This is a genomic window from Arachidicoccus ginsenosidivorans, assembly GCF_007971385.1.
In the GTDB taxonomy this organism is placed as follows: Bacteria; Bacteroidota; Bacteroidia; order Chitinophagales; family Chitinophagaceae; genus Arachidicoccus; species Arachidicoccus ginsenosidivorans.
The window spans coordinates 5,165,355-5,190,439 of the sequence record NZ_CP042434.1 but is presented as its reverse complement, the minus strand read 5'-3'; the positions used below and the strand labels follow the sequence as shown (position 1 = coordinate 5,190,439).

Genomic DNA, 25,085 nt, shown 5'->3' with positions numbered 1-25,085 from the left:
CATCGCTGAAATTATGGACACATTAAATACCCTAAGACCACAGGAAAATAGCGTGCTTGGCCTTGGCTGGGCCTATACTTTTTTTAAAAAACTGTCTTTTAATGGAGATTTGGCCTTAAGTCTACTGAACCGCGATAAAACATATGGAGCATTAGACAGTATTGGTCATTACGAGGTGCCAAAATTTGTCCGGTCATTTACACCCATCAATGAAAGCTCTGTGCTCAGTTATTCGGCAAGAACGGAGCTCTCCTTACAGTTAACTGATTTTAATGCCAGTACAACTTATCAGCGAATTCAACCGGATTATATTTCTCTGGGTACACCTTATACGGTCAATGACCTGGAAACCATATGCCTTGCGGCAGGCGGCAACCTGCTTAAAGGCCACTTGAATCTTTCAGGTGCCTATAGCACCCAGCATAATAACCTGGAACACGCCCTTTCAACTGAACTCTTGGCCCAATCCGGCAACCTTTCCATTAATGCCAACGTAAATAAGCACCTCAATCTAAATGTAAATATCAATGGGGCCAAGGTGCTACAAAAAGATGGCCTAATTGTACTAAATGATAGTCTTCGCATGGATCAGCTAATGCTTAATTACAGCTTTTCCCCGTCTTATGTAAGCTCAACAGATATCCAGCAGCATACGCTCAGTGCGAGTATCAACTATACAGATTTAAAAGATAATAATCCAGCCACAGCAGTAGCCGCTGCCGGTAATAATATTAATCTTAGCGCAAGTTATGGCCTGCAGTTTATAAAGGCCTTCAAAGGTATTACGGCTGGCCTAAACTACAGTGTATACGGCCAAAAAGACTACCGGTATTATTCCACGGGCTTACATATTGGAGGAAACGCCCAGTTTTTAAAAGCGCATAACTGGAACCTGCAAGGTGATATTGGGTATTTTTTTAATAGAACCAATGGCGCAACTGTTAGCAATAATACCACATTTTCCCTAAGCAGTGGCTATAGCCTGCATAAGCATAGCCTGAGTCTATATAGTAGTTATACAATTACCCCACCGGTCTATCTAAATCCGCTGGATAAGGTCAATTTGAACCGCATTCCCTATGCGGTCAATACCCGCAATTTATCCGGTGGTATTACTTATGGTTATCAATTTTAAAATAAGAGCAGCAATGAAACTTCAAAAGTCCCTTTCTAATACCTATAGCAATCCATCTTTACTAGACTGGCTAAAGCTGCAATTGATATGCCCCGCATTGCGGTTTTTTGTAGGTCCGCTTGTTCGCCCCTTATCAAGACCAACGATACGCCCTTACATTCAGTCATTACTATTAGCGCTTTGTTTGCTATTTGCTTCAGGTGCTTCATTGGCTCAAATGCCCGTTCAGGTTCAGGTCACCGTGATGCAGCCAGTCTCTCCTTATCTGCCACAGTTAGCGGCAGATATTACGGGCGGTCATTACGGACAGGTAGAAGAGAGCCTTACCAAAAAACTATTGATCCAGGTCATTAATACGGGACAATCACCCAGACGCATTAAATTAAGTGCAAAAATAGAAAGATTGTCACCCACGCCGGCCAGCGTTACACTGCGTCCCGATTACCAACCGTCCCAACCAATAACACTGGCGCCCAATCAGGTTTTACAACTGAATCGCCAAAATATTGAAGACGCCTTCGGTAATTTCTCTCGCAGACAACTGCAGTTTAATAATTTAAGCCTCTCAGAACTGCGACAAAACGCTGTCAATTATAAACTGCCAGAAGGAATTTACCGGGTTTGTGTCACGGCATACGACTATGATAAACCCGGTCAGTCTGTGCCACTTTCTGCGCCCGGTACAAGTTGCGCCGTATTTAGAATTTGTTACACGGCAGCCGCACCACAGTTTACCATGCCAGTATCCACTTTGATGGCCAGCGGCAAAGGTCGCGGTATGAGTAACGCAGGTGGTTTTAGCAGCTTTACCCCTAATTCCGCTCAGATACAGTTTGCATGGACACCACCTAGCAGTACCTGTGGACTGCCATTAGGTATGCTTAGCTATGATTTTGAAATCCGCCAGATGTTCCCGGGGCAGGCACTTAGTGACGGGAAGCGCAATCCTGTGGTCTTTCAAAAGCGCGGGCTCACCACCAATATGTTTTTACTAGATACGCTCAGATATCCACATGTATTACAGGCCGGGAAAAAATACATTATTAGGGTCAGGGCTATCGCCCAAAATATTCCAGGTAATCCAATTGAGATCGCCAATCAAGGCTACAGCGAAATCGCCGCCATCACCTATACACCAAAAAGTTCATTTACAGATTTTTCCAGGACAGCCGTTGCTGGTAAAGTAGTGCCTGCGACGACTACTACTATTAGCGGCCAGACTGATCTGCCTTCGCCCCCTAAGGCCGTGTCTCTGGCCTTAACTGCACAAAACGGTTGCACTTTGCAAAATCCACTAGACCCCGATAGTCCGGTTTACTCGGGAGATTTACTGCCGGGCGACAGCGTTCATGTGGGCGACTTTGTCATGGTGGTCAGTCAGGCGACGCGCATAGTCCCTAATGAAACCCTATTTAAAGGATCCGGCATTATCATGTGGCAACCCTTTGGTCATCCTATTATGCTGAACGTTGTTTTTGAAAGTATTCGTATCAATGAAAAAAGACAACTGCTGGCGGGCACTGTCACCACCAACTGGGACAAGACCGCGGGAGCGGACTGGCTGCAGCTTTCTTTGCCAGACTATCAGAACAAGGTGAAAAACCTGACTGGCCCCATTATCGATCCTATTTTGAAAAGAGTAAACGAGGTAGCACATCTGGACAAGCAATTTGAAGGCAAAGAAGCCGTAGATTTTCCTTTGGGATTAAATAACCAGGACTTTGCAGGTGTAGCGGCCACACTGGCCATTACAGGTATCATCTTCAAACCAAACGGAACCGATATGCGCATGCTATTCAGCATGAATATTCCAGGTGCCGGCATGGGCAATCAGTGGCTTTCTCTATGCGGCGCCGGATTCTGTATTAATCCCACCGGATTATCCATGGAACATGGCCTGTTATATCTGCCCTCAGACAGAAGTATTGATTTTGGAGAGGTTGCCTTCACCTTAAAAGGGGCTGTTCCCAGCGGGGAGATGTCCGAACTGGATACCACGCAAACAACGTACTTAAAATGGAATGGCAAAGACGGGTTTGAAAAACTTTTTGTCAAGGCAGAGGTGCTGCTACCTGCTAAACTAAAGGCCGTTAATAGCCTGGGTGTAGCAACAGCAGAAAGAGTGAAAATGAAAACAAGCTTTTCCTTTAGGGAGTGGAACGACTGGATGGCCAAACTGGAACCTTCCGAAGACTTTGAGATTGAAGGCCTGAAAGGATTTACCGTGTCTGCCAAAGAAGGGCTGTATTATGATCATTCCTTATTACAAAACCCCACCGTGCAAAACTGGCCAAAGGATGAAAATGGCCATACTTTTCTGCATAGAGACCAGCCGGCCTATCAAGGACTGTATATGGAAAAACTAAGTATGCAGTTACCAGCTGACTTTATCAGTTCCGGCAGCACCCGGCCAAGCGTAGAATTCGGTGATTTGTTCCTAAGTGAAGATAACGGCCTTTGGGTGGATATCCAGGCCAAAGATCTGCTGGAAAAAGGATCTATCGGAAAATGGGCCTTTACGATAGACCAGCTATCCATTCCCATTAAGGAGTGGATGCCGCAAAAAGCGAACATGACAGGAAAAGTCGGACTACCCATCAGCACCGACCAGCTGAGTTATGAATGCCTGCTTAGCACGACTGAAGAGGACGGACTCAGTTATGCTTTCTCCATAAAACCACCTTCAGGCGGGGTACATATTCCATTTTGGGCAGCAGACTTTAACCTGGAACCCAACTCTTTATTTACCATACAAAAAGATCCGCTGGGAGCCGCCATACAGATGGAACTTAACGGTAAGCTAAATGTAACCATCAATAATCCGGTCCATATCGTCTTTACGGCGCTTACCATACAGGGCATGCAAATGGGCAACCGCAAAGAAGGACGCAATGAATTTTATTTTATGCCAGGCAACATCCATACGGGCAGTGAACCTAGCAGCAGCACCGCTTTTATGCAGCGGCCACTAGAACAATCCCTGGATGAATACCAAGAATTAAAAGGTCGTTACGCATTGTCAGGCCCTAATCACGAACAGCCCTTTTATGTACCTGAGGGCTTGCCTGGAGCGGTAGGTGCTGGTGCCAGTGAAAACGATCGTGGTGTGGGTGGATTTAGCGTTAGCCTGAAATCCCCCAAACCGCTGGTCGGTATGGATGATAATGGAATCAAGGTGGGCATGTCCTTTGAACTGGATATGAATCTTGGATTTGGATCCATAGGTCTAGGTGGCAAGTCCATTTTAAATCTCTACGGTTATATCGATCCCGCTGATTATACGCCTAAGCCCGAAGTGCATTGTAAGGTGGATTCTATTGCCATTAACGGCAAGTTCGGACCTGTGGAAGTCAGTGCTTCGCTTGGATTTATGCATGATGACATCTGGGGCGAGGGCATTATGGGAGCAGGATCCGTATCCTTCCCGCCGGGTATTAATATTAAGGCCAATGTTGTTTTTGGTACGGCGGTAAAAGGATTTAAATATTTTGGTTTCGGGGCCAGTGTGTATGACGGCACCAAAGGCATTGCCCAAATTGGTCCGTTAATCATTAACGGCTTTGGGGGCGGCTATTACCATAATCTGGAGATAGATCAGTCCATTGGTGGGGGGTGCCTAAAATGAAGCCCGTAGAAAATGCCGAAGGCATCCAGGCGAGCTTAACGCTGTCTTATATTCAGGCCACCGTCTTAAAGGCGAAGGCCACCTTAACGGTCGGTATTCTAAATGGTGCACCTATTAACATTGGGATTGTAGGGCAAGCTGATGTGGTCTCAGACGGCAAAGAAGGTAGTGCGGGACTGGTGCATACTGATCTTTTGATGCAATATGATATACAAAACGATCAATTTGACGCGTTTTTAAAAGCAACTGTAAAAGTAATCATTGCTGAGGCTAAAGTCCCGATCTGGTTATATTTTGGTGCTAACACGCCTATACCTATTGGTGAAACAGCGGCTGAGCAAAAGACACGTCAAAGCCAAAACAGCAATTTTGATTATTACTTATATGTAGGCTGTCCGGATGGCAATGGCGCCAGCCGGCTAGGGGATGCCTTCTCTAAAGTTAAAGTAACGATTTGGAAAATGGATGCGGGTATTGTCTCTGGATCGTTGTATGGAGAGGCTTATTTCTGTATTGGTTCGATATTGCCTAAGTTTCCACCACTACCGGACGAAATCAATAAATTTCTTGGCTATAGTACGCAAAGCAGCAATGAAAACAGCGTTATTAATATGATAAATCAGGGGGGTAGTGCCAGTGGGTTTATGTTTGGTGCCCTGGTGCACGGTAACATCAATGTGGACCTGGCTGTTATACGCGCTTATGCGAAGGCTACGGTTGGTTTTGACGTTGCTTTACTACATGTTACCAATCCGGGTAGCTGCCAGGTGGGCACTTCCTTTGGGATGAATAACTGGTACGCCGTTGGACAGGTCTTTGCATACTTTGCCATGGGGGTAGATCTGCATATAGATGTCGGTCTGTTCAGTGGTAATGTAACCCTAGCCAAATTACAGGTAGGAGCAGCCATTAAAGCCGGATTGCCCAATCCTACCTGGATGAATGGCCGCATTAAAATTGTAGGAGAAGCCCTGGGTGGTATGGTGCATGTCAATAAAAGCATGAAATTTGAAATTGGCGAAGTCTGTGTGCCTGAGATGGATCCACTGGCGTCCATTAAACTGATTGCCGAGGTGGGACCGGGTACCGATAATGTTAGCGTCTTTGCCAAACCTTATGTGATCTTTAACCTGCCCATGGATAATAAGCCATTTAAATTTAATGTAATGGATAAAGAGGGCCATGAGACGACCAGAACCTTCCGCTTTAAGGTGGATCATTATACAGTCAAAAGTGAAGATAACGGTTATGTCGGTCAGGGCACCAAACAGTTCAGTGCTGATGGTTACACCATGACCCTTTGGTCAGATGAAGCTTTTAGAGAAAAAATGAAATATACCATTACCATTCATTGCAAAGCAGAAGAGTTAATTAATAACAATTGGCAAAAGCCGGCAGGGAAAAGTGAAGAGGAGGAATCCATTGCCTTTACCACCGGTATAGCACCAGATACCATCAGTGAACGTCACGTCGTGATCAGCTATCCGATCAACGGTCAAAACTACTTTTTGAAAAATGAATTTAAGGGTAAAAAATCCATGGTCGTCGTCGATCAGAGAAACGACAAGTATTTTAAATTAGAGAATGATTCTAATCCAATTAAGAAACTAACCATTATTGAAGCCGATGGTGGTCAGGTCATTAATACCAATTTTTCAGTCAATGGTAATGATATCCTGTTTGATTTGCCGGGTAGTCTGAAAAACAGTACGACCTACCGGATGTACTTTAGCATCGAGTCCAGCAAGACCCAAGAAATCAAGACAACGACCGAGCTGGTGGATCTGGAAAAGACAGCAGGGACGGGTACAGTGTCTATGGCAGATGTGGATTTCAGTACAGTATCTATCAATACTTCCGTCAATATCTTAGGCGCATCAGGTAGTGGAAATGCCATACAATCACCGACTACTACCTCCGCCTCCGAGCGTGGTATCCGAAATAAAGCGAAGCAAGAACAAAGTCATCGCGATGCCATTGATAGGTTTAGAAAAGGTGAAACACCGGTCATGACGGTTATTAATGAGGGGATTGAAAACGGGACGGTTGATCCAACTAAGATTCAGGACGGCACCACGGCCCAAGGCAAGGAAGTGGCTGTTTATCAGCCAGCTACCGGCCGGATTATTTACCAGATGATTTTAGAACCAGTCAATTTAACACCTTCGCCGATAAAATGGCTTCCTTTGGAAGTGAGTTGACCAGTGGAGGATTGATCAAAGAAAGTGGTACAGCAACAGAAAACCTAATAAAGGTTGAACAGGCTAAGTATACGACCGCAACACTTTATACCAAGCAAGGCCCTGAAGGTTTTGATGAATGGGAAATCAAAGGTCAGGTGCGCCAGGTAGGAGAGGCGGCAGAGGGTAATAATCCTTATACCTATACCATACCGCCCTTACTTTACGTTAAAATGGGTTTTGATAAAAACATCGAAAATGATAAGCATATGAACGTGCTGTATAGCTTGCAATCCAGACTGGAGAATGCCAGGCTGAATGTAGATTATGGGGCGGCTACGATTCGCGCCTTAATCCAACTAGGTGGGGACCAAGACCGGATGGGGCTATTAATATAGATGGTACCCTCGCCTCAGGACATATTGACTGGACAACCGGAAAGATAACAGGCAGGCCACACTTGGGCACTATAAATGGCGGCCCAATAGATAAAACGAACCTGTCCATCGGTTATGAACGCGACAAGTATTATGCTTACGATCTTGTGCTGCTTAAAAATGCTGCAGATGCATACATTTATTATCAAAGCCAGTTCAGTAGTAATTATGCGGCCCTCCAGAAGTTAATTGATGAGACGAAGAAAAATCGCAGCATTTTATCGGACCTTGGCTTTTCGGCGACCTTTATTAATGATCTTGTAACCAATATTACGAATAATTCTAATGAAAAATATGTGTATGATAAGTTTATTACAGATCGGCACCTGCTGGCCAAGACTAAATACGGAACAGTGCAAATACAACCGGGGCAGGATGACTATTTCTGGTTAAACGGTGCTTTGGATAAAGATCTTAAAAACCGAATTCAGGCATTGACGTTTAAGTCTTTACCTAGCGGTAGCCAGCATCCACTGATATTCACCTATGGCATAAATCCTATCAGAACTCTGCAGTTTCAGCAAGACAGGAGTAATACGCCATGGATGAAGGCCGTAGGGGATATCAGCAGAGGGGTACAAAACAGTAAATCCATGCGGATAACGACGCTGGCAGAGGAAATTCAGGCCTCCAGGACCAAAACGATTGTTTCCGAGGTGCCTGTGCCCTTTATCATTTTTCCCCAGTAGGCTATTTATTATTCAATAAAGTAAAGTTATAAACAGTGAAGACCTTTCAGACATAGTAACTCGTTTAACGACTCGTCACTTAATCTTACGTTATGAAAATACTATTTAATAAAACAAAAATGAATTTATCCCTGAAGATAAACTTTAACACCAGGAACCGCATTTGGTTGATTAGCCTAGGCAAGATTTTGTGCATGGTATTGGGGCTGACGATAATCGTAATAATCAGCTGCCAGTCCTTACTGGCGCAAAGTGCGCCTCTTACAGACAGCAGTGCACCTTTTGGAATTGCCCTTAAAGCAAAGGCCTTTGGCGACTCTATTGTTTTAAGGTGGGCGCCTACAGACGGGATCGCCTGGGGTGTCAGCCGGCGTAAAGGGTATACGGTTTATCGGATAACTTATGGCTTTAACGGCAAAGTGGACACGACACTTCTGACACCTACACCTATTTTGCCCTGGACATTAGAAAAGCTCAATACCCTGGCGGCAGGTAAAGATCCTTATGTCGCCATGGCGGCGCAGGCTCTTTATGGAAAGGACTTTACGATGACAAGTAAGGCACCCCGCAGTCTGGTGGAAGAGATTGAGCAGCAAAGTGATGCGTATAACCTACGTTTTTTCGTGGCCATGCAGGCCGCAGATCTTTCCAAAAAGGCTGCCGAGGTAATGGGGTTCAGGCTGGTGGATAAAGCGGTCACTAAAGGCATGTATTATGGGTATATTGTCCAAAGTGACACGGCCAGTGAAGGGGAGCCTTTGAAGGCAGGCATTACAAAACTGGTGAATGCAGTTCCTGCAAAACCATTGACGCCCCAGGGCCTGGAGGGTATGGGTAATGATATGAAAATTGAACTCCAATGGAACCGGCAGCAAAAAGGCGGATTTGATTACTTTTTTATTCAGCGCAGTATAGATGGCGGAAAAACCTATCAGTTATTAACTCCGGAACCTTATTTCAGCTCCTATAATCCAGCCCTGGATAAGGGCGGTGATAGTTTGCAGGGAAAAGTACAGGCTGTACTCAGAGACCGGCAGGTGTTTTTTGATAGTATCCCGGAAAATTATGTGGATTATTATTACCGCATTGCTGGTATAGATCCTTTTGGTGACACAAGTCCCTATAGTGAGCCCATTAAAGTCCATGGGGTGGACCGAACACCACCCAGTCGGGTCATTGTTGACAGTGTGGCCAATATATTTCTAAATCATATATTTATCAGGTGGAGGGATCCCGAGAAAGCAGGTGATCTGGTGGGTTATTTTGTGGCCAGAGGCAGTGAGCATGATGGCCCGTTTTATCCTGTGCATGATAAACTACTTCCCAAAAGTGCAACTTCCTTTATCGATACGACGGCTAGCGCAGGGGATAAGATATTCTACGTGGTAGCCAGTGTAGACACCGCAGGCAATTATGCTTATTCTATGCCTCGCATGGGGCTACTCACCGATAGTATTCCACCAGCAGCGCCTACTGGGCTTAAAGGCATGATGGACGCAGCAGGGATGATTGTACTACAATGGGATGCCAATAAGGAAAAAGATATGAGTGGCTATAAGGTTTACTATTCTTATAATCCTACCTCAAATTTTATTCAAGTCACGCAGTATCCTGTCAAGTCTACCTTGTTTGTGGACAGCATTAGCCCTACTACACTTGACCGGCATGTCTACTATAAAATCGTAGCCCTGGATAAACAAGGCAACCATTCAGACTATTCTGAAGCCGTTGATATCCAAAAGCCGGTGGTGACTCCACCTTCTGCACCGGTAGCCAAAAGCATATACTCCACCCAAAATGCCATCATTACGGAGTGGATCGGCAGTAGCAGTGAGGGTGTCTTAGGTTATGAAATTTACCGAAAAAAGTCAGGCGATGCGCCGTGGGATACCTTAACTGTTATCCAGCAACAGCCCTTTGGAGTCCCCTTTCAGTTTGAGGATAGTACCGCTTGTCAGAACCAGACTTATATTTATGCGGCGGCGACAGTAGATAGTACGGGACCACGAAGCAAGTTATCGGCTAAAGTCTCTGGCTACTTACATAATGGGTTTGTACTGCCAAGGCCTGACAAGTTAAAGGCCGTTTACCAAAAAGAAAAACGATCTATTGTCCTACAGTGGGCTGGGCCCGCTATAGCGCAGCCTTATTACATCATCATACACCGCGGCGTAGGGGATGGTATATTAGCTCCCTGGCGTTCGCTGCAGGTGTCAGCAGCGGAATCTGTGGATGGTTCTACCAAAGATGGAAAGGCATTAGCTGTCAAAAACAGTTTTGAAGATATAGGCGTGACCAGCGGCAAGCACTACCAATATGCCATTGAATTTCATGAAATGAATAAAGATAATAAGGCTGTGGGTAAATCAAGCGGTAAATCACCCCTAAGTCAGGTAGTCAACGTTCAGACAAACTAATTATGGCGTATAGCAATTTATCTTCTATATAACTAATTTTTTTAAGCAATGCCAGAAGTCCTAGTTGTACTACAGAAAAGTGATTTTGCTGAAGTTCAAAAACAAAAAGATCGGATGCACAAAATGCGCATCCGTGGCAAATATTGCTTGTTTTTGCTCTTACTTTTGCAATTAGTCACCAGTAATAGCTGCGTATTTGGGCAGCGCGATAGCGCTGCCGTCCTCGGCTTTACCAGTGGGTATGATATTGTCAGTATCTCCGGACCGGGTTGGGCATCCGGCGCCGATTCTGGGGATCTGTTGGTTGAACTGCAAAGTAAAAGCACTGGTGATGAGCCACCTGATTTTGAGAAAATATTGCTGTTGCGGGTTCATAAGGGTGCTTATCAACTAATTGCAGAAAATGAGGGGCTTGTTATGGATCCTGCCATGCTTGGATCAGCTGGCAGCTCATCCATTTATCTGCTGGACAGTGAATTGCATGTTGATTATCATTTGGGGAGTAATAGCAGTTTTAGCAGAATATCTATAAGCTTTAAAAAAAATGCGAGGGGACAATATCTATTTAAGGAATACCGATCTACAACCAGTCATTACGGAGAGGAAGACCTTTTTGCAAGAGTGCTGATCCAGGCGACCCCAACCGGTCCATTGACATTTTCTGAGGCGACCGAGGCGGTAATATTAAACAAGCTTTCAAAGAACCGCTCTGGGATGGAACCTGAAAATATCGCTAATAACAATCTTTCTATTAATGACGCTGCTAAAAAGTTCCAAAAAATGATCCCTGAAGCCTATCAGCTCATTAGCTTTGTCATAGGAGATCTTAACGGTGACGATTTTGTTGCAGATGCGTTGTTACTTGTGCAAAACGATGAGAAGGTCTCGCTGATGCTTCTTTTGGAAAACAGCGATGGAACTTATCGGTTACAATCAGAAAACAGAAAGCTGCTTTTACCTTATTATCCCACAGAAGGTAGACCTATTCAAAATATTCGCCTGGTTATTAAAAATACCTATTTTACGATTGAACAGCGTATAGCCACCTCAGAAATGGACTATGAACATCGGTATTTGACTTTTCATTTTAACCCTGGTCATGCGCAGTTTTTATTGCACCGATATGACGTAGCCTATTTTGAAGGATTTAAAAACAAGCCTGTTAAGGTTATTGAACAAAAATATCCGGATGATTTTGGTGACTTATATTTTGCAGACATTGCCAGCCCACCCAATACATTTATTTATGAAACCCCAAATACCTTGTTATCTGGTTTGGTTAAACAAAAGGTAGGTGGCATTGGCAATGAAGGTGCTGGTCTCGGCTCTGGAAACAATGAGACTGATGTTTCCAATATAAATATACCCTTCACCGTAACCACGCTACAGTTGGATCATCCTATAAGCGTCCAGCCGCCACCCTTTAGCGTAGGCGCCTCATTGGAACAGCCTTTGGTCAGTAGTATTGCTAGCGTACAGCTGTTAACAGAGAACAGATCCATCGCTTTGCAAGAATATTATGGTAAACAGGTACTTGTAACGGGGACATTTTTGCCTGGCACTTCAAAGCAACATATTACCCCTGTTGTATTTGTTATTCATACGATACAGGTTCAGTAAGACACTTTTGGGTTACTTTTTCTATGTGTTACTTCCAGGGAATCAAAGTGTAGATATAGGTTTAAGGATAAAAATGTTAGCGGTGTAATTGAAGGAATTGATATTATTTAAAACTCGTATTAACGCGCTTAAATTCAGATAAATATGCGACTTGTGTTCCATCCCTTTATACTTCAAAAAAAGGTGTTTATTTCCTTTTTTGTGCTTGTTTCCCTTTTGGGGCTGCAACTATTGACTGGCTGTAAATTGGGTAGCAAACAACCCAAATTTGAGAGTGCGCAGTTTGACCCGTCGGGTCATATACTTGCCTGCACCTATAGCAGTATATTTATCTTACAATATTCAAGGAAGGGCAACATGGTTCGTCAACAAGGTATTATCAGCTATTACCTTACGTTATTAGAACCAGTGAGTGGTAAAAACTTACTTGCTAAGCCCTATAAATCCAAAATGAGGCTTGAGGTGCTGTATAATGACGGCGTAAATGTCTGGTTACAATCAATGGATACGAAAAAGGGTGAAATTGGCCTGGCTATTTTTCATATAGCGAACCAGAAAATGGCCTTTACTATGGAGGAGCTGGATCATCTAAATCCAGGTATTAAATTAAATACAGGAAACAGTATATATGTGGATGAAAAGGAGGGCAGGGTGGCAGCCCTTGCGACAGATGGCAGGTATTACATAGTTAATGCACAAAGCGGAAAATACACTTTATTGGAAAACGAGGACCTGGTAAGGAATACAACACGCTCTAAGACCGAACAAACGGGGTTTAAAGCGTTTTACGCACCTATTGTACTGTCTCAACTTGCTGATGATATAGAGGGTTATCGTTGCACAAGCAGTGAGAGAGGACAGATTACTAATGGGAAACAACTTTCTTCCAAAGAAACATTTCTGGATCCTGGTTTTGTTTTGGCAGAACCTGGCTTCTCTAACGTGACACATAACGAACTGATGGATTACAAGCATCATTTATTTGTTTGCAGCAAGATTACCACAGATAATAATAGGGATCTGTTATTAACCATGGTGCGACGCTCAGATCTAAATAGCGTTTGGACGTTGACATTACCGCAATTACCCGATGATCAAAATACGTATACCAAACCTATTTTCCAGCTGGCGGGCGACACACTGTATGTGGTAAATTCGAGTTATTTAATTTCCATAGATGCGACTGCTGGGAAAATAATAAGTACCCAGCTATTATTCAAGTAATCGTTATGATTTTGCTGTACGGCCAAAAAATTAATCAACTTTAAAATCAGTGTCAAAATCAAAGTAATATAAAAGTAAAATCAAAATTATGCATATCAAAATCAGAAACAATATCCAGTTGGAAACGACTGGTGGCTTGCTTGTAGAGCAAGTCTGGTTACAATACGCCAGTGGTTCTTTACTGCGTGAGCTTAAGTCTGATTAATTTGGATGAAAAGATTCAGCTGCATCTTATCATTCAAAGATGGCTGGGTGAAGCGGAGGCAATGCAGGAACAGATTCGTGTTGGTGCGGCGCAGCGCATTACCACTGATGAAGGTCAAAGCTTCCTCAATGAAGCTGATCTATTTGCGGCCTATGGTTATTTTCCACTAAGAGCGGTGGAAAAGATTTCTCTTTCTGCTTTCGTTGAAAATATTGATCGCCTGGTCGATGAATTTAGCGTCGATTTTCACATTTGGAGCAAAATTCATCCTGATCAGATCATACAGGGATATTATAGTTGTCATTTGTAATGCTGCTAAAGATCATTATAGGACAACAAATTGGATTGTAAAGGGCCTTTGACAAAAGAAAATAGTGCCTTTTTAATTTACGCTCTACGCCAAACTCATTTTTTTTTAAATAAACTAAATATTATGAAACTACAATTATTCAAGCAACAGCGGATGTTGTGGATAATACCCGTCTTAACCCTGTTTTGCTTTTACAGCTGCCAGGTCAGTGTACGTCACGAAAGTGGTAATAAAACAGTCGACCATTTAAAAACCGTACTAAATAGCCCGGACAAAATCCGTAATCAGATTCAGTGGGAGGGAGATGGGGGCTTACAGGTGGTGGCGGCTTTTTTAATGACCGAAGAAGGGGCCTTAATTGATAATAATAATCTCATTGAACCGGGTGAAAGACTACAGCTTATTTTGAGACTTTCTGGCTGGGAACAACAAGAAGGTAAGGTTCAAGTAGGGGTGGGGCAACAACTCACTAATAGTGACGGCAAGTTGCTTATGCGCAATAATGATCTTTTTGAAGGAAGTGCACCGGTATCAGCAGAAGACGCAAAAGTATTCACCCTGGAAATGGAAGTGCTCAATAAGACAACCATTTATCCTTATTATAAAGCGGAATTCAAAATATGGAATAAAAATGCCCGGCAATATGTTCGTGGTTCCTATCAGTTTAGGTTGAATAAAAATTAGCTTAGACTAAGATATTATCGATAATAATCGACAGGCACGTGATAGATAGTCAGCGGTTTGAATACTTTTTCTTTCGGGGAGCACCATATTTTATATTTTGACCCCTAAGAAAATGTAATTCTTTAGCGCTTCGATAGGATCCCCTACAATTAAGGTCGCCTTATCTCAGGCTGATAAAGTTCGCGCTCAAAGCAAAAACCTGAGCCAAACGGTTAGGGAATGGCCAGTCAATATGGACAATATGGATAATATATTCAAAATAGCCGCCCCATCTACTTCTAATACCATTGCTATATCGGCTTGGTGGGTCCAAATGTATGTTTGGCCTGCGGCTTATAAAAACACCTCCTTAGCAAAAGACAATAAGCACTGATTAAAAGCTTCAGGTTGGTCCAAATTGCATAAATGTCCGGCCCGATCAATTAAATGGATTTTGTTTCGCCATTTAGGTAGCGGAACCGTTAAAAGATAATCCTTATTGATGATTTTTTCCTGGCTTCCATACACAAATGCCAGCGGTTTTTGAGATTGACAGAGCAACTGCGCCTCATCAGACAATTGTCCTTGCTGAATACACTGACCCATAAATTTTCTGTAGGCACTGTCTGTTCGCTCAAAATCGTTTAATAACGGCAATAAGATTTGCGGGGCGTCGGTTACAATCAAATTGCTGGTGTAATTTTCAAGTCTTTGCCTGGCAGGTTGTGGGGTAAAAAGCACATCCCCATATTCAAACGGTTGCAGGATCTCTACTGGTGTAATATTTTTGGCTGTTATTGGCGCGCCGGCCATAAAAAATCCCCGGCAATTTTCTAGTTGAGGGGCGACCTCTGCTATAAAATTAGCCGAAATCGAAAGTGTGACAACAATATATTCATCAATATCAAATTCAGAAATAAATGTTCTTAGTCGGGCACCAAATGATTTTAAGGTATAATCCTTTTCTGGATGCTGGCTATGGCCGGACCTGCCATGGCCAGGCAAATCCAGAGGGATACAACTAAAAGGGGCAAATGCTGGCGCCAGCCACTGTTGCTCCCAAATGGTGCATGAACTGGAACTTGGGTGCAAAAATAAAAGGGTCTTTGGGCCTCTGGATATTTTTTCGGAGTAAATTTTACTGTCATTTATCTGCATTAACGCTTTGGTTTGCATGGGGCGTGTTGGTTATAATCAGTAAAGCCAATTAAATAAGTTGATTAAATTATACTGCTTTTACAGGCATAAGCAATCAATTGAGCCACATTTCCTGTACTGGTTTTTCGGAGCATATTTTTTCGGTGATTGGCAATGGTGTTTTCGCTGATATGAAGATTTCCTGCAATTTGTTTGCTGCTTAATCCATCCGCCATCATGGTAAGAATGCATTTTTCCCTGCGACTCAGGATCTTGTCTTCCTCGTAAGGATAGAAAAAATTTTCTACTAGTCTGTTTTTCACGATGAAAGACGAATCTTATCTATTTCTTCTATTGTAGGATAAATCAGCCGGTCTCTTTTAAAAGCTGATATATCAATAACATAACCTAAACTAAAAAGAGGCAGGCCTGTATTAGGGGAGGTAATATAGGAACCTCTTTGCAAGACGGTTACAAATTGGCCATTTTTTGCTTTGACTCTGAAGTTATAGGAAAAAACAAATTTATCGCTGGGTTGATCCTTATGTTGTTGCAAAAAAGCAATATTGGCTGGAAATACCAAAGTATTGTAGACTTTGAAATCATCTGGCTGGAAAATATCAATCAATTGAGGGATGCCCCCATCCAGAAAATCTCTGGGATCATATGAGGTAATTGCTTTGGTGGCGTCCGTCATCACCAGATAAGAGGATTTGGTATAGTCAATCAGATATAAAAGCGGTGGCGAAGTAAGTAGATTACTGCTTAGCATTTCAAATTTTGATAAAAGGTCGTAGATGGACTTTTCCTCCACCAAGTCCCTGCTGTAATAAATATTTTGAAGATGCCCTTGAAAACTCACGGATAAGAATCGATTGTTTCCCATCTTGTTACGAATTTTGGATTTGCTTTTATTATCAAAAATAGCCCGCCAGAATTAATTTTACAGTCTATATGACAAAGGCAAACTGCTTTAATAAATAATGTCTGCTAAATCATTAACCCTAAAATCAACGAGATCACTATGGACTAATTAATTCAAAATAAATCAATATAATATACATGCGGCCGCAACCAAAACTGATTTTGTGGAGAAAATATTTCAAAAGTGCCATTAAAATTAGCCTCTATAATATGGTCCCATTCATCAAAATATTTGAAAAAGTATCAATGCAAAGCAGTAGTATCTTATGATTGCATTGCCAGCCAAGTCCAGCATGGGGGCGACTTCAATCGTCCCCTTGTCTGTTTTAAAGCCTTTTTAATGCTTATTCAGGAATTGTAGCCTGTGATCGACTGCTATTGAGCATCCATACATTTAAAGTATATTGGAAGTTCATGCACATGCTTTGAGACATTTTTCCCTCTACCACTGCCCCCGTAAATTGCTTTTTTCGATTTTCTAAATTATTGTATCTTAGCGGCTCGTAACCAGGCCATTAAAATGACCAGATTTTTATTAAACCTACTAATGCTGCTTTTGCCCCTGTTCACCATGGGGCAATATCAATCGCTATTACACAAAAGCTATGCTGAAAATATAGCCGGATATTCTAAATTATACGTTTCGCTGATTGATCTGAAAGATTCCGCAAAGATTGAAAACAGGGTCGATTCGATCAAGACCTATGCGTTAAACCATAATGATCCGGCCCTCGCCCTGGAAATGGATCTGTTTATGTGCTACCATAATATAGAATTCAAGGGGCACAGAGGGCAAAAATGCATCGACGACTTAAAGGCCTTAATTGATCGCAGTGCAAAAGCCCATGCTCCATTTGTCAAGATCCGGGCCATCCGGGTACTGGCCAATTTCTACTGGGTTTACGAGAAGAACTATGAACTGGCCTTCGAGCAATATTTATTGCTGGAAAAGGAAGTGGATCAGGTCTCCGCTACTGCTTACCCGGAAAAACCCCGGGACTTAGTAAAAATAGGGGAGTCCTATTATTATTTTCAGGACTATGACAAAGCCATACAGTACTTCAAAAAGGCGCTTGCGGTCCCCGAAAATGAATTCAACACCATGGTGCTCAATTCAGCGCGCAATACAATGGGGCTTTGTTACCAAAAACTGAATAATTTTCAGTTGTCCAATGACTATTTTAATCAGGTGATTCATACCCGGTTTAAAAAGCCCCAAAAGGAATGGGTCAGGATTGCCAAAGGCAACCTGGGGTATAATTTTTATTTACAAGGCAAATTTGAACAGGCCACCAGTTTACTCATTATTGACTTTACCGGGGCGGAGCAAATAGGGGATTACGGGCCGGCAGCAGGCGCTGCCATACCGCTGGCTGATATTTACCTAAGACGGGAGGATTTAAGCAAGGCCTGGTATTATCTGACCCACGCAAAAGAAAATATTACGAAGTCTGAGCAAACAGATCGCCTCAGATTTTGGTATCCGCTGGTAAGCAAGTGGTACGCAGCGGCAGGTAAACAAAAACTGGCAAACATTTATTTAGATTCGGCCATCACCTCTATAAATGATTACCAGCAAAAATTCAGCGGTCTTAAAATGATGCGTGCCAGTCAAAAATCAACCTTAGGGAAGAAGCCCTGAGAAATGCAGGGCTGGCGCTGGCGGCACAAAGGAAACAAAATGAGCGCAATCTACTGATGGCACTGGCTGTTTTTTTGGCCGTAGCCAGTCTATTGGTTTACCGTCACCAGAAAAGAAAGCGCCAGGCCGCAGAGCTGGCCCAGCAGCAGACGGCTCGTGAGCTTCAGCGCGCCCAAAAAGAAATCAACCGATTTATTCAAAAAGTAAGCGAGCAAAATAGCCTGGTTGAGACTTTTCAAGCTGAACTACATAGGTTTAAAGATGCAGGATCCAATGAAAAACAGATTTTGGAGAAAACCTTGAGTGAGCTTCGTTCTTCTACGATCCTTACTGGCGAAGATTGGCTCTACTTTAGGCAGCACTTTGCCACCGTTTATCCAGATTTTGAACGCTTACTAAAAGGTAAATATCCCACCATGACCGAATCGGAACTCAGGTATCTGATGCTGACCCGTCTGGGTCTTTCTCATAAAGAAATGGCCCAGATGCTGGGAATCTCCACCGACGGTGTAAGGGTAACCTGGAACCGGGTACGCAAAAAAATGGGCGGAACACTAGCGCAGTCAGCCCAGCAGCTATTGGTAAGTGAAGGTCTTTAATCTATTGATTTTATTGTAGTTGTAATCTGTTACGCTTTTGTTACGCCCTAATTTTTAAGGTGATTATCAAGGAGTTTACTTTTGAGTTATTACCCATAACTTAATGTCTTTAGCATGAAAGCCTTTCGCCATTCCCCTTGTTATAATGTACCTATTCTTTTATTCTTTTTATTAGTATTTGCCTTAACAAGTAAGTTGTATGCTGAGATACCAGACGCTTCGGGCAATATCTATGTGAATATCAATGTAGTTGGCGGCGATGGTAGTGGAAATAGCTGGAGCAATGCTACCAAGAATTTACAGGCAGCCATTGATGCGCCTGGGGTCATTCAAGTATTTGTGGCGCATGGTACCTATGAAGTGCCTTCACCCAATAGTTTTGTGATGAAAGATGGTGTGGCTATTTATGGCGGGTTTGCGCCTGAAAAAGGTGTTATCCTTTTAAATATGGGGGGCAGAATCATGCCCGGGACCCTTGAGGATGCTACCATTCTCAGTGGCAAAAATGAGCGGCCCGTTATCTGGAATTATAATAACGCGCTGACCAGGTCAGCCATACTGGATGGCTTTGTTATTACTGGCGGCAAAGCACTGAACGGTGTCTCTGGAGGGGGTATTTATAACCGAAACGTTTCTCCTACACTCAGAAACTTGGTCATAAAACGCAATGCTGCCGTCAATGGCGCCGGAATTTATAATGAAAATTCCGCGCCTTCCTTATTTGGGATAGCCATTGTAGATAACTCCGCTACCGGACAGGGCGGTGGCATATATAATCTGAGCGGTACCCCTGAATTGACCAATGTAACTATTGCTGGCAATACGGCCCAGACCGGTAAGGCGGTATACAGCCTTGCTGGTACCCCGGTTATCAATAATAGCATCGTATTTGGGGATATTAACGGTAATTACAGTGCCAGTTACTCATTGATAGAAAATAGCCTGAATACGAATGACCATAACCTGAATGGCAGCGGTATTAAGGATGCACATGTCTTTGTGAACCCAGCGCATGGTAATTATACATTGGTCATTGGATCCCCTGCGATCAATCAGGGCTATAATGCGTATTCGTCTGGTTTAATGAGCACGCCGTTGGATCTGGCTGGACATCCCAGAGAAGGTGCTGGAGCTAATTCTACTATCGATTTAGGTGCGTATGAGTATATGGGTGCTCTACCAAGTGCGGAAGGTATCGTGTATGTGCGGCCAGGTGCCGTGGGCGGGGGAGATAGGTGGGGGGAGGCTACTGGCGATCTGCAGTCGGCCCTAGCAGCTCCCGGCGTCAGGCAAGTCTTTGTTGCAATAGGAAACTACGAGGTCTCCGCCAGCAGTTTTGTTATGAAAAAAGGGGTAGCTATTTATGGCGGATTTGATCCGGATAATGGCATTGATGATCTGACAAAGAGCAGGGTTCTACCGGATCAACTGACAGAAGGCTCGGTTTTAAGTGGCCGGGGTGAGCGGCCGGTTATCTGGAACATTGCAACCATAGATAATCCCATGGACACCACGGCCGTCCTGGACGGGTTTACCCTGACACAGGGCAATGGAAGTGATGGTGGGGCCATTTACAATGAAAATGCCTCCCCAAAACTTTTGCATTTGGTAATTAAAAATAGCACCGCAAATAATGGCGGCGGGATCTATAATAACGGCGCTAGTCCAAAACTGGTTAGTTGCCGGTTTTTTGACAATCATACTACCCAGCTAGATGGCCAAGGTGGGGCAATCTGTAATAAAGGCGCCAGCCCCAGGCTGATTAATTGCCTGTTCTATAATAACCGTGCTTATTTTGGAGGTGCCATAGCCAATATACATAACGCCTATCCAAATCTAATTAACTGTACACTGGCCAGCAATCGGGCAGATGGATACGCAGGCGCTGTTTATAGTCTGGATATGTCCTATCCTGTTTTTATCAATTGTCTGGTCTATGGCAATACGGCAAATCTAGGTAGCGCAGGTATTAGGGCAGACGCCACCACCACACCCATCTATGCTAGTCTGATACAAGAGGCGACGACTTTTGACGCCAATGAAAACGTGTTTTATAATGGTGCTTTGACGGATCTTTTTAATGACCCGGCAAGTAATGATTATACCTTAAAAGTGGGTGGTCCGGCTATTAATATGGGTAGAAATAATAGTATTGCCACCCAAGGGGTAAACACTGATTTATCGGGGCATCCCCGTATTCAGGCAAATTCTGTAGACTTAGGCGCTTTTGAGGCCGACGCATGCGCCACTACGCCCATTATTTATGTGGACGCCCATGTAAATGGTCGTGGTTCAGGATCTGGTCCGGTCCAGTTATCCTCATCCACCGGTAATGGTGCCAGTTGGGCGACAGCCTACAAAAATTTAAGCGATGCGTTAAGTCTGGCTAATAGCTGTCCTAATGTAACCGAGATCCGGGTGGCCGCTGGCGCTTATTATCCCACAGGTACGCCTGGATTTTCAACAAACAGAAATCAATCTTTTGTGCTAACCAGGAGCAACCTGAAAATCCTGGGCGGGTATAATGCCAGTACAGGTTTTCGGGATGTAGCTGCCAATCCGACCTTTCTCACCTGCGAGCCAACCGCCCCCAGCTATCACCTGGTCATTATGGCCGAGGTTCCTGGTACAGATAGTTTAATTCTGGATGGTTTTCAATTAACAGGCGCCGTAGCCGATAATGAGATTGATTATGAACAAATAGGAAGTGCCAGTTTTGTCTTTAACGACGTTGGGGCTGGCTTATATATGACTAGTGTGGGCGCGAATGTCGTTATCAGAAACTGCAGCTTTTTAAACAATAATGCCGCTACTGGTGCCGGCGTTTATAGCGAAATCGCCTCCGTTACCTTTGATCATTGCACCTTCACAGGCAATAGTGTTACGCCAGATACCTATTATCCTGGATTTGGTGGTGGTATGTATGCAACAGGCTCAAATATCAAGATGACTGGTTGTCTATTTGATAATAATAGCAGTGCAGGTGATGGCGGTGCTTTATTTGGGGACAATGCTACTATTGATCTAACCAATTGCAACTTTACCCAAAATTTAGCCGGCGGTAACGGCGGCGGTCTTTACAATAGTTTTGGCAATTCAGCGTTGTTGAATTGCCTGTTTTCTAAAAATACGGCTGCAGGTAGTGGAGCTGCTATTTATAATAGTAGTGCCAGTCCGGTTTTAACTAATGTGGCGCTTGTGGACAATCATGCAACTGGAAATGGTGGCGCTTGCTATATCGAAAATGGTGCGCCTATGTTGACTAATATAACAATAGCAGGCAATACTGCTGGTACCGGGGCGGCAGCATTTTTTACCAATGGTTCCCTGAAACCCACTTTTTACAACAGCATCGTATATGGAGATTTAAGTGGCGGGTATACGGCCAGTTATAGCTTAATGGAAGCAGACCCAGGCGGCGCCTCAGGTAATTTAGACGGTACAAAATATAAGGAAGCGGCAGTATTTGCCAATCCGATTGCTGGCGACTATACCCTTTTTGATGCGTCTGCTGCTGTAAATAAGGGAAGCAATCTGTTGTATTCAGGTCTGGGTCTGGAAACAAAGGACCTCCAGAGTAATCCAAGGGTCTATAAAGGGCTGACCATTGATCTGGGCGCTTATGAATATCAGGGAGAGCCTGCAGCGCTTCCGGTTACCCTGATTGATTTTAAGGTCACAAAAGTAGGAGCGCAAGCCAGGCTACAATGGCAGACTGCTAATGAGCTGGCTACCTATAAATTTGAGATTTACCGCAGCGTCAATGGGTTGGATTATAAAAAGCTAGGAGAGTTGGAGGCGAAAGGGAGCGCTCAAAGCGGAGCCAGTTACGTTTGGGAGGATCTTCAACCAATTAGTGGTGCCAATAGTTACCGTTTAACGCAGGTGGATCAAAACGGTCAGGTTCATAATTTGGGTGTTAGAACACTTACATTTAGTAAGGTAAATGCGACCATTCACTTGTACCCCAACCCAACAAGGGACAACCTGGTCGTGAAATTTCCAGCAGATACCTATACAACCCTTGAATTGTGGAATGCAGCCGGCCGAAATTTAAATGGGATTCATATTGCTGCAGGTGTCCATCAATTACAAATGGGTTTGGCCGCGTATCCAGCTGGTGTTTATCTAATGAAGCTAAGTGGTAAGGGAGGATCTGTCACCCAAAAGATAATCAAGCAATAATTGGTTTATAATCGACCAAATTTACGCTTAAAGACTTACTAAGAACAACTAATCAACCATGGTAGATTCCTGACACTAAATGCAGTGATTTGCCATGGTTGTTTGTTATTAAAAGTAGTGGACTTGTCAATATCCAAGTTACCCATATTTTTTCCCAAATGTGTCTAATAGCAAACGTTATTTGTAAATATTTTACGACATAATTACAATCGTCCAACTACATGAATGTAATTAGTTTTCTGCATGAATATTCATGAATTGCTACAATTCTCCTGTTGTTGAATGGGTAATTTTGTTTAAGCGTTTCAGTATGCGTTAAATCTGAAAAAAGGAACGCTGAAAAATAAATATAATAACCTTTTTAACCTTAAACTATGAAAAACAAATTTACTTTTATCTTGACAATTGTCCTGCTTTTAGGAAGCTACTTTGCGCTAGAGGCACAGACGGCTTTTTCTCCAAAATTATATGTTGCTATAACAAAACCAGGGATGAATACCGCTGCTAAAAACTATACAATTTATACAAGTAGCAGTCCGAGCAGTGGCTACACTTCAACAGTATCATTTACGCCATCCCAGGATATAAACGGCATGGGCTTAAACCCGGTGGATAACTTTGTTTATGGTGCAGCATTTATTGGTGCCCAATCGGCCTCCTCAGATATTGACGTAGCGCTTTATCGCATAGGCGCAGATGGCAATTATGTAGATTTAGGCTTATTACCGCTAATAGGAAATGACCCGATGCGTTTGGTTAATTATAATGGAGGGACCGTATCGCAAGATGGTAAATACTATTATATAGCCATTGGGGTAAAATCAAGCGGATTATCAAAATTTGTGTCCGGCAATATAAATCAAATCACAACAGAAGATATTGATTTTTATATAGCCTGGGTGGACGATGTGTCCAGCTTACCGGCAAACAGCGGCAATAAGATAACCAATACTGGAGGCTCTTTTCTACTGGACGTTTCAGATCCGTCTGTAAAAGCGGCATATAATCAGTATTTGCAGGCAATGCTGGCAAGTTACCCAAATGTTCAGGATGCCGATGGCGGCATCCAGGATTTGGCAATTAGCCCGGTAAATACAAACATATATGGCTATATAACCTATCCAGATGGCAATGGAAACACGGTTGGCAGACCTGTTCGTATTGCACCTCCTGCCAGTGGTGGCTTGACGGTACCTGTGACTATCGTTGGTACGACCATAAATACGCAACCCGGCGTAGAAATGGATGGCGTTACTTTTGATGAGAATAATATTTTTTATGGCTTTTTTGTCAATGGAGATTTTACTCAGATAGATTTGACAACCGGGGCTATTTCTGCCTTGACACCAAGTGGGTTTACCACAGCAAGCGGTAACCTTAGAGGGGACTTAACCGGATATGTTACAAGCATTGCTTTGCCTGTAAAATTAGCTGACTTTTCGCTAGAAGCAATTGGTAATACGGTTCGACTAAATTGGATAACAGAAAGTGAATCCGGGAATGCCGGATTCGATATACAGCATAGTACAAATGGCATTAATTGGCGTAAGATAGGTTTTGTGTCCTCTTACGCGAACAATGGCAATAGCACTGCGCCTATTCACTATAAATTCACCGACACACATCCAATTGATGGAAAAAATTATTATCGCTTGAAACAAATAGATAAAGAAGGGAAAAGCCATTTTTCGGACATAAAAAATATTAGTTTAGACACAGTGGCAAAAGTTAGACTTTATCCCAATCCTGCAACGACTATACTCTATGTACAATCAAATTTTATTAAGACAGTTCAAATCTTAAATGTTGCCGGCAAAACGGTTTACAAAGAAGAAACCGTTACGAACAATGCAGTTAATGTAAGCAGCCTTCCTGCAGGTATATATTTTGCAAAAATAATACTTACAGATGGTTCTATTATCACACAAAAAGTGATTATTAAAAAATAGGCAGGAAAAGCAGCGTCCGTGGTACAATTGGGATAGTATTTAAACATCTTTACTGATTATTAATCTAAAAATCAGCGGGGTAGCGAATAATTCGCTACCCCGCTAAATATATAATGAGTGCAACGCTGATTTAAAAAAGATCTA

The 25,085-nt window shown here is 43.1% G+C and carries 17 protein-coding genes; 14 read left to right on the top strand and 3 right to left on the bottom strand.

Going from position 1 to position 25,085, the window contains the following annotated elements:
- The first annotated feature begins 13 nt into the window (after positions 1 to 13).
- From FSB73_RS20765 to FSB73_RS20720, 10 genes are all read left to right on the top strand, one after another.
- Positions 14 to 1,135, top strand: coding sequence for a hypothetical protein (locus tag FSB73_RS20765; protein WP_146786702.1), 1,122 nt, complete (start codon positions 14 to 16; stop codon positions 1,133 to 1,135).
- A gap of 13 nt (positions 1,136 to 1,148) precedes the next feature.
- Complete coding sequence (locus FSB73_RS20760) at positions 1,149 to 4,760, top strand: hypothetical protein (protein WP_146786699.1); 3,612 nt, start codon at positions 1,149 to 1,151, stop codon at positions 4,758 to 4,760.
- Entirely contained in the window at positions 4,757 to 6,961 is a 2,205-nt protein-coding gene (locus tag FSB73_RS20755; RefSeq protein WP_146786696.1) for a hypothetical protein, read from the top strand. Before FSB73_RS20760 ends, FSB73_RS20755 begins: the two co-directional genes overlap by 4 nt.
- Entirely contained in the window at positions 6,937 to 7,338 is a 402-nt protein-coding gene (locus FSB73_RS20750; RefSeq protein WP_146786694.1) for a hypothetical protein, read from the top strand. Before FSB73_RS20755 ends, FSB73_RS20750 begins: the two co-directional genes overlap by 25 nt.
- Before the next feature lie 62 nt (positions 7,339 to 7,400).
- A complete protein-coding gene (locus tag FSB73_RS20745; RefSeq protein WP_146786691.1) occupies positions 7,401 to 8,066 on the top strand; it encodes a hypothetical protein in 666 nt (221 codons plus the stop codon).
- 92 nt (positions 8,067 to 8,158) lie between these two features.
- Entirely contained in the window at positions 8,159 to 10,483 is a 2,325-nt protein-coding gene (locus FSB73_RS20740; RefSeq protein ID WP_158639639.1) for a fibronectin type III domain-containing protein, read from the top strand.
- 48 nt (positions 10,484 to 10,531) lie between these two features.
- Entirely contained in the window at positions 10,532 to 12,103 is a 1,572-nt protein-coding gene (locus FSB73_RS20735) for a DUF4431 domain-containing protein (RefSeq protein ID WP_146786684.1), read from the top strand.
- A 144-nt stretch (positions 12,104 to 12,247) separates the two neighbouring features.
- Positions 12,248 to 13,327, top strand: coding sequence for a hypothetical protein (locus FSB73_RS20730; protein ID WP_146786680.1), 1,080 nt, complete (start codon positions 12,248 to 12,250; stop codon positions 13,325 to 13,327).
- 206 nt (positions 13,328 to 13,533) lie between these two features.
- On the top strand, positions 13,534 to 13,842 hold the full coding sequence (locus FSB73_RS20725; protein ID WP_146786677.1) for a hypothetical protein: 309 nt from the start codon (positions 13,534 to 13,536) through the stop codon (positions 13,840 to 13,842).
- A gap of 123 nt (positions 13,843 to 13,965) precedes the next feature.
- Positions 13,966 to 14,526, top strand: a complete 561-nt coding sequence (locus tag FSB73_RS20720; protein ID WP_146786675.1) for a hypothetical protein — start codon at positions 13,966 to 13,968, stop codon at positions 14,524 to 14,526.
- A gap of 333 nt (positions 14,527 to 14,859) precedes the next feature.
- Here the strand turns inward: FSB73_RS20720 and FSB73_RS20715 are convergent, their stop codons facing one another.
- Genes FSB73_RS20715 through FSB73_RS20705 form a run of 3 tightly spaced genes read right to left on the bottom strand, consistent with a single transcriptional unit; the run spans position 14,860 to position 16,528 of the window.
- Positions 14,860 to 15,681 carry an alpha/beta fold hydrolase gene (locus FSB73_RS20715; protein WP_146786672.1) on the bottom strand — a complete coding sequence of 274 codons (822 nt, stop codon included), beginning with the start codon at positions 15,679 to 15,681 and terminating at the stop codon, positions 14,860 to 14,862.
- A 44-nt stretch (positions 15,682 to 15,725) separates the two neighbouring features.
- On the bottom strand, positions 15,726 to 15,965 hold the full coding sequence (locus FSB73_RS20710) for a response regulator transcription factor (RefSeq protein WP_225974232.1): 240 nt from the start codon (positions 15,963 to 15,965) through the stop codon (positions 15,726 to 15,728).
- Positions 15,962 to 16,528 (bottom strand): PAS domain-containing protein, encoded by a 567-nt coding sequence (locus tag FSB73_RS20705; RefSeq protein ID WP_146786669.1) that lies wholly within the window; start codon positions 16,526 to 16,528, stop codon positions 15,962 to 15,964. The genes FSB73_RS20710 and FSB73_RS20705 overlap by 4 nt, the downstream gene beginning before the upstream one ends.
- A 558-nt stretch (positions 16,529 to 17,086) precedes the next feature.
- Between FSB73_RS20705 and FSB73_RS20700 the strand changes: the two genes are divergently transcribed.
- The 4 genes from FSB73_RS20700 (at position 17,087) to FSB73_RS20685 (ending at position 24,941) form a co-directional block, all read left to right on the top strand.
- Positions 17,087 to 18,208: a tetratricopeptide repeat protein gene (locus FSB73_RS20700; protein WP_146786666.1), complete on the top strand. Its 1,122-nt coding sequence runs from the start codon at positions 17,087 to 17,089 to the stop codon at positions 18,206 to 18,208.
- 56 nt (positions 18,209 to 18,264) lie between these two features.
- A complete protein-coding gene (locus tag FSB73_RS20695) occupies positions 18,265 to 18,807 on the top strand; it encodes a helix-turn-helix transcriptional regulator (protein WP_146786664.1) in 543 nt (180 codons plus the stop codon).
- Positions 18,808 to 18,921: 114 nt separating this feature from the next.
- Positions 18,922 to 22,992, top strand: a complete 4,071-nt coding sequence (locus tag FSB73_RS20690; RefSeq protein ID WP_146786661.1) for a choice-of-anchor Q domain-containing protein — start codon at positions 18,922 to 18,924, stop codon at positions 22,990 to 22,992.
- Between the two features lie 374 nt (positions 22,993 to 23,366).
- Complete coding sequence (locus FSB73_RS20685; protein WP_146786658.1) at positions 23,367 to 24,941, top strand: T9SS type A sorting domain-containing protein; 1,575 nt, start codon at positions 23,367 to 23,369, stop codon at positions 24,939 to 24,941.
- Positions 24,942 to 25,085 lie beyond the last annotated feature (144 nt).